This is a genomic window from Gordonia sp. 852002-50816_SCH5313054-c, from assembly GCF_001665925.1.
Lineage (GTDB): Bacteria > Actinomycetota > Actinomycetes > Mycobacteriales > Mycobacteriaceae > Gordonia > Gordonia jacobaea.
This window is the reverse complement of the sequence record NZ_LZTE01000034.1, coordinates 487,467-498,230: the sequence shown is the minus strand read 5'-3', so window position 1 is coordinate 498,230 and position 10,764 is coordinate 487,467. Positions and strand designations below refer to the sequence as shown.

Genomic DNA, 10,764 nt, shown 5'->3' with positions numbered 1-10,764 from the left:
TCAGCCCGCGAGGATCTCGCGAAGCTTCTTGCGGCTCACCTTGCCGACGCCGGTCTCGGGGAATTCATCGATGATCTTGACGATGTCGGGGAGCTTCCACTCGGCGAGGCCGTTTTCGCGGACAAAGCGTCGGATACCCGCGAGGTTCGGCGGATTGTCGGCGTCGTCGGCGATCAGGTAGGCGCAGGTGCGCTCACCGAGATAGGGGTCGGCTACCGCCACCACGATGGCGTCGCGCACCGCAGGGTGTGTCAGCAACTGTTCTTCGAGTTGCTCGGCGGACACCTTCTCGCCACCGCGATTGACACGATCACCGCCACGACCCCGCACCACGACGTTGCCCTCTGCTGTCAGCTCGACGACATCGCCCGTGCGGTACCACCCGTCGATCGCGAACGACGACGGACTCGCGTCCTGCCAATACGATCGAATCGTGTACGGCCCCTGTGTCTCCAGGAAGCCAGGTCCGGCACCGACGTCGACGCCGTCCTCGTCGACGAGCCTGACCTGGTCGTCTGCCGACATCGGACGGCCCTGCGTCGTGGTGATCACGTCGATCGGATCGTCGAGTCGCGTGTAGCAGACCAGGCCCTCGGCCATACCGAACACCTGCTGCAGGCGCACCCCGAGTGCCGGGCCGATGCGGCGTGCGAGTTCGTCCGGGCAGCGCGCACCTCCGACCTGAATGACGTCGAGAGACGAGAGGTCGAAAGATGTTCCGGCCTCGGCGGTTTCGGTCCACAGCCGCGCAAGGGGCGGCACGAGGCCGGTCATCGTCACGCCCTCGCGCGCCACCATCTCCCATGCGACGGACGGCGCGGGCGACGCGGTGAGGGCGATCGTCCCACCGGCACACATCGCGCCGAGAATGCCTGGCGAACTCATCGGGAAGTTGTGTGCGACGGGCAGCGTCGCGAGATAGACCGTGTCGGCGGTGACGCCGCAGAGTTCATTACTGCGACGCACGCTGTAGAGGTAGTCGTCGTGTGTGCGCGGAATGAGCTTGGGGATGCCCGTACTTCCACCCGACAACTGCAGGAAGGCGAGCTCGGCGGGGTTCGCGCGGTCGTGCTCGAGCGGTTGCGCCAACAACGCGTCGAGGTCGTCGGCGTCGATCCACCGGGTCACCGAATCAACCTGCGCCGCAATGGTGTCGGCGAGTCCGCGATAGTCGAATCCCGCGTCCTCGCGTGGCGAGATGATCGCGGTGGCACCGGCAGCGCGCGCGATACCGACGAGTTCGCCTGCACGATGAGCGGGAAGCGTGAACACCGGGATCGCGCGGAGTCGGAACAGCGCGAAGACGGCTTCGACGTAGCAGACCCGGTTCGGGATCTGCACCAGCACACGATCATCTGGCGCAATCCCGAGTTCGACGAAGCCGGCCGCGATCCGGCTGACGCGATCGTTCAACTCCGCGTAGGTGAGCCCGCGGTGGATGTCGACGACAGCGGTATGGTCGGCGGACGCCGGGTCGTCGGCCCGAGAGCGCAGGACGTCGTCGAACGTCTCCCCCACCCACAGTCCGTCGGCTCGATATTTCGCTTCCAGTTCCGGGGGCCATGGAGACACGAGCATAAAGGTGAGGCTACCCTAATGGCGTGGCTATCCCGACGATCACCCCGTACCAGATTCCCGACGGACCGTTCCCGCAGCGCGTCGACTGGAAGTTGGAACCCTCGCGCGCCGCACTGCTGATCCACGACATGCAGAACTACTTCATCGACGCCTACGATACGCAGGCCGAACCGATGGCGACCGCGCTCCCGAACATGGTCGCCATTCGTGCGGCAGCCACCGCCGCAGGCATACCCGTCGTCTACACGGCACAGCCCGGCGATCAGCATCCCTCACGACGAGGAATCCTGGCCGACTTCTGGGGCCGTGGACTCGATTCCGGCCGTGACGAGCACATCATTCCCGCACTGGCTCCTCGCCAGGGCGACATCACCGTCACCAAGTGGCGGTACTCGGGATTTCAGCGCACCGATCTGAGACACCTGTTGGCACGGCACGGGCGTGATCAGCTCATCGTGATCGGCGTGTACGCCCACATGGGGTGCATGATCAGCGCAACCGAGGCGTTCATGATGGACGTCGAACCGTTCTTCGTTGCCGACGCCGTCGCCGACTTCACGCGCGACGAGCACACGATGGCGTGCGAGTACGTCGGAAAGCGTGCGGGACGGGTCCTCACCACCGACGACGTTGTCGACGCACTGCGTAAAGGCGCAACGTCAGAATCGGACACCCCCGCGCGCGGGGCGCGCAGCCATGCCTGATTCTGCGCTGCCTGATCCTGCCCTGCCTGATCCTGTGTTGCTTCAACCTGGGTCGCTCGCGGGAACACGTGCGGTTGTCACCGGCGCCGCGGGGGGTATCGGGGCAGCCGTCACCGCGTTGCTGCGCGCACACGGATCCTCCGTCGACGCGTGGGATCTGGTGCACGACAGCGGTATCCGTCGTGTCGATGTGACGGATCGGCAGGCGGTCGGTGAAGCGTGGAGGGCGGCGACGCAGACGGGCCCCGTCGATATCGTCATCTCGGCCGCCGGAGTGATGTCCGACGACTGGGATACCTGCATGGCCGTGAACGCGGGTGGGGTGCGCAATCTGCTCGACGTCTCACTCGACGACCTCACCGCGCGACGGAGCGGATCCGTCGTGGTCGTCTCGAGCAACGCGGGAGCCACCCCGCGATCGGGCCTGGCCGCGTACGGCGCATCCAAAGCCGCCGCGACGTCGTACGCACGCAGTCTCGGACTTCGGGTCGCGCCGTACGGTGTCCGCGTCAACATCGTCTCCCCCGGTTCCACCGACACGCCGATGCTGCGGGGAATGTGGACCGACGACGCTGACCGCGACCGGGTACTCGCCGGAGAACCAGATGCCTATCGACTCGGAATACCGTTGGGACGCATAGCAAGTCCCGAAGATGTTGCATCGACGGTGGTATTCCTCGCGTCGAACGCCGCACGCCACATCACCATGCACGACCTTCGCGTCGACGGAGGTGCGACGTTGGACATGTGATGTGCGATGTACCGTCCGAAACTGACATACCCGACACAGACGATTGGATTGAAGTGAAGAAAACGCGCGCGACGCGGGCACTCGCGGTTCTGCTGACAGCAGGACTCATCGGTTTCCTGGCCGCATGCTCGTCCTCGGAGGACGACGCATCGTCGTCGTCATCGGAATCGTTCGCCCCCGTGACGATCGACCACGAGTTCGGCAGCACCACGATCGACAAGAAGCCGACCAAGGTGGTCAGCCTGATCACCGACTGGACCGACACCCTTGCGGCGCTGGATATCCCGATCACCGCTGAGTTCGTTCCGCAGGGCACCCCGAGCTTCGAGTGGACGCCCAAGCACGACTCCGAGGTGATCCAGGTTGCAGACATCTCGCAGGTCAGCGTCGGCGAGATCGCCAAGTACCAACCGGATCTGATCCTGGCAGGCTATGTCGGCGACAAGAGCCGCTACGACAAGCTGGCTGAGATCGCACCGACGATCCCCGTCCTGACCAAGGGCGCGACGGTCGATACGTGGGAGAAGATCGCCACCACCACCGGGCAGATCTTCGGCAAGCAGCAGCAGGCAACCGAACTCGTCGACTCGACGAACAAGAAGATCTCCGACTTCAAGGCGAAGTACCCCGCGGCCGTCGGCAAGACGTTCACCTTCGCACAGGTCGGTCCGACCGGCCAGGTCGGTGCGATCAACACCACCGACGATGCCGCCGCAGGTCTGATCGCCCAGCTCGGTTTCACCCTGAACCCGAAGGTCGCAGCGGAGCACAAGGAGGGTTCGACGCGCTCGCTCATCTCTGCCGAGCGAATCGACCTGCTCGACTTGGATCTGCTCGTTGTCTACACCCCGGGCGGCGATCCCGCTGTCGCAGAGCGTGTTCCGGGTTGGTCGTCGCTGCCCGCGGTCCAGAAGGGCACCGTGGTGTTCCTCGACGACAAGACGCAGCCCGCATTCAGCGTGCCCAGCGCACCGTCGGTCGGATTCGTGATCAACACCCTCGATCCCGTGGCCGCCAAGTTCTGAGGCCTGCGCCGGGGAGAGAAACCCACCACAAAGACTGCGTCCCGCTCACCGATTCCTCGGTGAGCGGGACGCAGTCTTTGTAGATCGTTGTAGCGCTGACGCGCTGCGATCAGGCCGTCGGCCAGCGGAGCCCTTCGGACCATGCCAGCGCGTTCGTTTCCGCGTAGACACCGACGCCGTGGCCGGCCTGGTAGGTCCGCAGATCGACATTGACGCCGTTCGCCTTCGCGCGGTCAACCCACCGCTGTGTCAGCGGCGCGAATGCCACCGGATCGAGTGCGCCCTGCTGGAGCAGAATCGGTGCTGGATAACCCTTTTCGGGGACGTACGTCACCGAGCGCAAAGCCGGGATCAGCGGACCCTCGTTGAACGGCTTCGCAACGAGTTGCCCGACGGTCATCCCCTTTGTCGCGCGACCCTGATTCGGGTAGCACAGCGTCTGCGCGTCTTTCACGACCTTGCGCCCCTGCGGGGTCAGGTAGGAATCGACGTCCACATCGGGTCGCGCGACCTTGAGTCCCGCGAGCACGTACGAGAAGTAGGTGACGTAGTCGGGCACCTCGACCGGCGGAACGCCCGGTCGGATCGCCGAGAAGTAGTCGGCGATGTCGACGGGCGGTGAGGTCGCGGCGACACCGACATTGGTCAACTCGGGAGCGTACGACGGCGTGAGATGACCCGCCCACAACGCGGCGTGTCCACCCTGCGAACCACCCGTGGACACAAAGCCCTTCGAGGTCTGCACTCCGGTGAACTGTGGGGTCACGACGCGCGCCGCGCGAACGGAATCGAGGATGTTCTTGCCTGCGATGTCGCCGTCGAGGTAGGCGTGCACACCGGGGCCGCCGATACCCGCGTACTCGGTCGCCGCGATGACATAGCCCTTCTTGAGCCACGGACCAAGCCAGGAGTCGTAGCGCCCCTGATGCCCCATGCGGTCGGTGACGGTGCAGTCGTCGCCGAGGCCCGCGGTGCCGTGACCGTAGGCCAGGACGCGATAGCCATCCTTCGGTGCGGCGACCGCGGGAATCATGATCGTGGCACGCACGGGCACGAGCGTGCCGTCACTCTGCGGCGAAAGGTAGGTCACGGCAACAACTTTGCCCGCACCTGCGACCTTCGCGTCCGGCCTGTCGGTGATGTCCTCGGCGCTGAGCACCGTGCCCGCGGTGGCAGGCGCTGCAGCAGCGGGGGTTGCGGTGAGCGTGGGCACCAACCCGATCACCACCGCGACGAGTACGGATACCACCGACCCAAGCATCGCGGCGAAACGACGCCGCGGGATCCTGGCCAGAGAACGCATGAGACCGCCTTCCTTACAGACACGGCGCCCGACATTAGGCGACCCTAAGCAACGTAGCAGGTCATCTGGGTCTCGCCGTCGATGGCCCTTCGGTCACCGACGATCGAAGGAGGCGAGGATTTCCTGCGCAGCCAGGGCGGGCGTCAGGTCGCCGGATCCGACACGCGCTTCGACGTCACTGCGGATCCCGGCGACCTCCGGGCTGGCCGCCAGGCGATTGAGCAACTCGTCGCGCACCATCGTCCACGTCCAGTCGATCTGCTGGCGGCTGCGCCTCGCGTCGAACTCGCCCGCGTCGACCAGCACGGAATGATGGCGCTCGACGGCCTGCCAGAAGTCGTCGACGCCGGTGTTCTCGAGTGCGCTCATCGTCAGGACGGGTGGCACCCACAGCGCGTCGTGCGGATAGATCAGCTTGAGCGCGTTCTTCAGTTCGCGCGCAGCCCCTTTGGCCTCGGTCAGATGCGAGCCGTCGGCCTTGTTCACCACGATGACGTCGGCGAGTTCGAGCACGCCCTTCTTGATGCCCTGCAGCGAATCGCCTGTCCGCGCGAGGGTGAGGAACGTGAAGGTATCGACCATGTTGGCGACGGTCACCTCCGACTGACCGACGCCGACCGTCTCGACGAGCACGACGTCGAATCCGGCGGCCTCGACGAGCACGATGCTCTCGCGGGTTGCCTTCGCGACGCCACCGAGTGTGCCCGACGTCGGAGACGGGCGGATGTAGGCGTCGGGGTGCACGGCGAGCGTGCCCATGCGTGTCTTGTCGCCGAGTATCGAACCACCCGTGCGCGTCGACGACGGGTCGACTGCCAGAACCGCGACGCGGTGGCCCTGCTCGATGAGGTGCATGCCGAGCGCTTCGATCGTCGTCGACTTGCCGACGCCGGGCACACCGGTGATCCCCACGCGAAACGACTTCCCGGCATGCGGGGTGAGCGCCAACAGCAACTCCTGTGCCGCCGCACGGTGATCCGGTCGCGTTGACTCGACCAAGGTGATCGCCCTCGCGAGATCGGCGCGACGATCACCGAGCACACCGTCGGTCAGCGCCTGAACATCAACCCGACGTTGCACTCCCATTAACCGGCAGCCACCTCTGGCAACTCGATGTCGAGGCTGCTTGCGAGCTTGGAGATCAACTCGACGGCGGAATCGGCGATCACGCTGCCGGGCGGGAAGATGGCGGCCGCACCTGCCTCGTAGAGCTCATCGAAATCGCCCGGCGGGATGACGCCGCCGACGACGATCATGATGTCCTCGCGACCGACGTCGGCCAACGCCTGACGGAGCGCAGGTACCAGGGTGAGGTGACCCGCCGCCAACGATGACACCCCGACGACGTGGACGTCGTTGTCGGCAGCCTGCGCGGCGACCTCTTCCGGCGTGGCGAACAGGGGGCCGACGTCGACGTCGAAGCCGAGGTCGGCGAAGGCGGTCGCGATCACCTTCTGTCCGCGATCATGGCCGTCCTGACCCATTTTCGCGACGAGCACGCGGGGTCGTCGACCCTCCGCCTCCGCGAAACGTCGAACGATGTCGGTCGCCGCGTCGATGTTGCTCACGTCGCCTGCCTCATGCCGGTACACCCCGCTGATGGTCTTGATCTGCGCCTGATGGCGACCATAGACCTTTTCCAGGGCGGCCGAGATCTCGCCGACGGTCGCCTGATGACGTGCCGCCTCGATCGCGAGAGCCATCAGGTTGTTGTCCAGACCACCCGAGGTGTCGGTCGACGCGGCGGCGCGGGTGAGATCGGCAAGTGCAGCATCGACCGCGGCCTGATCGCGTTGTGTCCGAAGCCTTTTCAGCTTCTCGAGTTGCTCGGCCCGCACCTTGGAGTTCTCGACCTTGAGGACCTCGATCTCCTCGTCGTCGTCGACTCGGTACTTGTTCACGCCGATCAGTGGTTGCTGCCCGGAGTCGATGCGCGCCTGTGTGCGGGCGGCGGCCTCCTCGATGCGGAGTTTCGGCAGACCCTCGTTGATGGCCTGCGTCATGCCGCCGGTCTCCTCCACCTCCGCGATGTGGCGACGAGCCTTGTCGGCGAGTTGCGCGGTGAGCCACTCGACGTAATTCGACCCCGCCCACGGATCGATGGGACGCGTGGTGCCCGACTCCTGTTGGAGCAGTAGCTGCGTGTTGCGGGCGATCCTGGCCGAGAAGTCGGTCGGCAGAGCGATGGCCTCGTCGAGCGCGTTGGTGTGCAACGACTGCGTGTGGCCCTGCGTCGCAGCCATTGCCTCGACGCAGGTGCGTGCCACGTTGTTGAAGACGTCCTGCGCCGTCAGCGACCATCCGGAGGTCTGCGAGTGTGTGCGCAGCGACAGCGATTTCGGGTTTTTGGGGCTGAACTGCGCCACCAGCTCACTCCACAGCAGCCGTGCGGCGCGAAGCTTGGCGACCTCCATGAAGAAGTTCATGCCGATGCCCCAGAAGAACGAGAGTCGGGGCGCGAACTTGTCGATGTCGAGGCCGGCCTCGATGCCTGCGCGGATGTACTCGACGCCGTCGGCAAGCGTGTAGGCGAGTTCGAGATCGGCTGTCGCTCCGGCCTCCTGGATGTGATAGCCGGAGATCGATATCGAGTTGAACTTCGGCATCTTCGCGCTGGTGTAGGCGAAGATGTCGGAGATGATCCGCATGGAGGGCTTGGGCGGATAGATGTAGGTGTTGCGGACCATGAACTCTTTGAGGATGTCGTTCTGGATGGTCCCGGCCAACTTCTCCGGCGGCACACCCTGCTCTTCGGCGGCAACGACATACAACGCCAGGATGGGCAGCACGGCGCCGTTCATCGTCATCGACACCGAGACTGCGCCCAGGTCGATGCCGTCGAAGAGCTGACGCATGTCGAGGATCGAGTCGATCGCGACGCCCGCCATACCCACGTCACCTGCGACGCGCGGGTGGTCGGAGTCGTAGCCGCGGTGGGTTGCGAGGTCGAAGGCGACCGACAAACCCTTCTGCCCGGCCGCCAGGTTGCGTCGGTAGAAGGCGTTCGACTCCGCGGCCGTCGAAAAGCCCGCGTACTGACGAATCGTCCACGGCTGGTTCACGTACATCGTGGGGTATGGACCCCGGATGAAGGGGGCGGCGCCGGGGATGGAGTCGAGCGGATAGGGGTGCTCGGCGTCGCGGGTGACGGCGTCGCGGTCGGCCCGGGTGTAGATGGGCTTGACGTCGATCTGTTCGGGTGTGCTCCAGATGACCTGCTCCGTCGTGTAGCCATTTGCCGCTGCGAGCGTGTCGATCGCGTCGGCGACATCCGACGACCCCGCGGTGGCCGCGAAATCGCCTGCGCCGTCGAGATCGACGTCGGCGAAGCTACCGATGGTTCCCGTCTGCTGCGTACCCGTCTGCTGTGTTTCGGTCATGCCGAGGCTCCCGAGGTGTTCGACCCGGCCGGGGTCGATGTGGTCAGCGTGTCAAAGAGATCGTTCAGGGTGGCGACGGCGTCGATACCGACACGGAGCGACCCGTCGGGCTTCGCCTGCGCTTCGGATTCGGTTGCAGGCCACTCCTTTTCAGGGCCGGCGAGAAGCACATTGCCGATTCCGGCCGCGCGTGCCGCCGCAAGTGCGGCAGGCCCGTCGTCGGCATAGCGCTGCTTGGTTCCACAGATGACCGCGATCGGGGTGTCGGCCGCCGTTGCGAGGTCGGCGATGTCGTCGGCGGTCACCGGTCCGGGGTTGATGACCGCGATACCGCCTGCGGCAAGGAGGTTCGCCACGAAAGTGGTACGACCGTTGTGTTCTGCGACGCTCCCTAGCGGCAGCAGCAGCACCGTCGGACGACGTCCGGTGTCGGCGAGCGCGGCGTCGGATCGGTCGCGCAATTCCTCGAATGCACGTCCCACCCGTGCGAGCCGCGGACCGCCGGTCGCGAGGGCGGTTGCGTCTGCGGTGTCGGGGCCGAGCGGCTTCTCGTCGAGGTTGGGGAATTCGCTCACGCCGGTGACCGGCTTACGCCGGTGCGCCACCTCAACGTCGCGTCGTGCCAGGGATTCGCCGATACGGTCGGCGACCCAGTCCGACGAGAGTGCGGCGCGGTAGCCACCGGCCGCTTCGATGTCGGTGAAGACCGCCCACGCGTTGGATGCGAGGTCGTCGGTGAGGCTTTCGACAAACCACGAGCCGCCCGCCGGGTCGAGGACGCGGCCGACGTTCGATTCCTCGAGAAGCAACAGTTGGGTGTTGCGGGCGATACGTCGGGTGAACGTCGACCCCGACGTACGCTTCGATGCAGGCAGCGCGGCATCGTAGGGCAGGACGCTCACCTGGTCGGCGCCACCGACACCCGCGCCGAATGCCGCAACCGTGCTGCGCAGCATGTTCACCCAGGGATCCCGCTGGGAGTACATCGAGAGTGCTGTCACCGCGTGGGTGAGCGCACCACCGACCTCCGGCGCGCCGACGACACCGGCCACGCGCGCCCAGATCTTACGCAGCGCACGCAGTTTAGCGATGGATGCGAACTGGTCGTCGTCTACCGACACACCGAACGACACCTGGGTCAACGCCTGCGCCGGGGTCAATCCGGCGTCGGTGAGGTCACGCAGATGTGTGAGGGCCGCTCCGACGATGAGCGCGATCTCGAGGCCGTTGTCGGCGCCTGCGGTGGCAAAGTCGGCACCGTCGACGCGGAACGCACGCAGGGCGGGGTCGGGATTCGAGACTGCCAGCGCCGTGGCCTGCGCCGCGTCCACGGTCGGTCGGCCGCTGTACGCCGCAGTCAACGGCGAGAGTCCCAGCGAATGCGTGGTGCCGACCGTGGGTGCGGTGGTCACCGGCGGCTCCGGCGCGCCCGCACGGATCGCAGCGAATGCCTCGGCCGCCGCGATTCCGTCGGCCCCGGCGTCGAGCGTCACCGGCGCGAGATCGAGATAGACGCCGTCGAGCACCGTGGCGAGGTCATCGGCTGCCACAGCCCCGCCGACCGCGATCCACAGGCCGCTGGTGCCGTTGTTCATCGCCTCGAGGATCTCGGTGTTGACCGCCGCTGCGTCGACCGTCGGGTCGTCGCCGAATCGTTCGGTGACTCGCCAACCGGCCGTCACATCGCGCGCGGGATCTGCACCTCGAACGAAGGGAAACGCCCCGGGCAGTCCGGGCTCGGGGGTTTCGTCCTTGCGGGTGTAGAGCGGCCGCACCGTGAGGCCGTCGGCTGTCGAGGTCGACAGCAGGGCTTCCGGAGTATCGGGAAGGTCGGCGACGTCGACACGTCGCGACTTGGCGAGCACCGCAGCCGCCGACTCCGACCAGTGTTGGTAGGCCTCGTCGAGTGCCGGGTCTGACTGCACAGGCTGATCATTCATGTGGTCTGGCTAACCTCCGTGATGCTCCTGTTGGGCGCGTAACCGAACCTTAGCCGATCGTTCGCTCGGTCGGGTAAGCGCTC

The 10,764-nt window shown here is 66.0% G+C and carries 8 protein-coding genes; 3 read left to right on the top strand and 5 right to left on the bottom strand.

Annotated elements, in window-relative coordinates:
* Positions 1 to 1,578, bottom strand: a complete 1,578-nt coding sequence (locus A5788_RS08360; RefSeq protein WP_064870753.1) for a (2,3-dihydroxybenzoyl)adenylate synthase — start codon at positions 1,576 to 1,578, stop codon at positions 1 to 3.
* Positions 1,579 to 1,601: 23 nt separating this feature from the next.
* On the opposite strand from A5788_RS08360, the gene A5788_RS08355 reads away from it, so the two are divergent.
* From A5788_RS08355 to A5788_RS08345, 3 genes are read left to right on the top strand one after another with little or no spacing between them, the layout of a single operon-like run.
* On the top strand, positions 1,602 to 2,282 hold the full coding sequence (locus A5788_RS08355; RefSeq protein WP_064870754.1) for an isochorismatase family protein: 681 nt from the start codon (positions 1,602 to 1,604) through the stop codon (positions 2,280 to 2,282).
* Positions 2,275 to 3,033, top strand: a complete 759-nt coding sequence (locus A5788_RS08350; RefSeq protein WP_231894372.1) for an SDR family oxidoreductase — start codon at positions 2,275 to 2,277, stop codon at positions 3,031 to 3,033. Before A5788_RS08355 ends, A5788_RS08350 begins: the two co-directional genes overlap by 8 nt.
* 53 nt (positions 3,034 to 3,086) lie before the next feature.
* Positions 3,087 to 4,058, top strand: coding sequence for an ABC transporter substrate-binding protein (locus A5788_RS08345; protein ID WP_064870850.1), 972 nt, complete (start codon positions 3,087 to 3,089; stop codon positions 4,056 to 4,058).
* A 109-nt stretch (positions 4,059 to 4,167) separates the two neighbouring features.
* Here the strand turns inward: A5788_RS08345 and A5788_RS08340 are convergent, their stop codons facing one another.
* From A5788_RS08340 to A5788_RS08325, 4 genes are all read right to left on the bottom strand, one after another.
* Complete coding sequence (locus tag A5788_RS08340) at positions 4,168 to 5,361, bottom strand: lipase family protein (RefSeq protein ID WP_064870755.1); 1,194 nt, start codon at positions 5,359 to 5,361, stop codon at positions 4,168 to 4,170.
* A gap of 93 nt (positions 5,362 to 5,454) precedes the next feature.
* Positions 5,455 to 6,447, bottom strand: a complete 993-nt coding sequence (gene meaB, locus A5788_RS08335) for a methylmalonyl Co-A mutase-associated GTPase MeaB (protein WP_049697335.1) — start codon at positions 6,445 to 6,447, stop codon at positions 5,455 to 5,457.
* The gene (scpA, locus tag A5788_RS08330; protein ID WP_064870756.1) at positions 6,447 to 8,741 is read right to left on the bottom strand and encodes a methylmalonyl-CoA mutase; all 2,295 of its coding nucleotides are present in this window, start codon (positions 8,739 to 8,741) and stop codon (positions 6,447 to 6,449) included. The genes meaB and scpA overlap by 1 nt, the downstream gene beginning before the upstream one ends.
* Positions 8,738 to 10,681: a methylmalonyl-CoA mutase family protein gene (locus tag A5788_RS08325; RefSeq protein ID WP_064870757.1), complete on the bottom strand. Its 1,944-nt coding sequence runs from the start codon at positions 10,679 to 10,681 to the stop codon at positions 8,738 to 8,740. Before A5788_RS08325 ends, scpA begins: the two co-directional genes overlap by 4 nt.
* Between the last annotated feature and the right edge of the window lie 83 nt (positions 10,682 to 10,764).

Coding starts and splice junctions, on each gene's coding strand:
- A5788_RS08360 (WP_064870753.1), bottom strand. CDS start 1,578: ATGCTCGTGTCTCCATGGCCCCCGGAACTGGAAGCGAAATATCGAGCC.
- A5788_RS08340 (WP_064870755.1), bottom strand. CDS start 5,361: ATGCGTTCTCTGGCCAGGATCCCGCGGCGTCGTTTCGCCGCGATGCTT.
- meaB (WP_049697335.1), bottom strand. CDS start 6,447: ATGGGAGTGCAACGTCGGGTTGATGTTCAGGCGCTGACCGACGGTGTG.
- scpA (WP_064870756.1), bottom strand. CDS start 8,741: ATGACCGAAACACAGCAGACGGGTACGCAGCAGACGGGAACCATCGGT.
- A5788_RS08350 (WP_231894372.1), top strand. CDS start 2,275: ATGCCTGATTCTGCGCTGCCTGATCCTGCCCTGCCTGATCCTGTGTTG.
- A5788_RS08325 (WP_064870757.1), bottom strand. CDS start 10,681: ATGAATGATCAGCCTGTGCAGTCAGACCCGGCACTCGACGAGGCCTAC.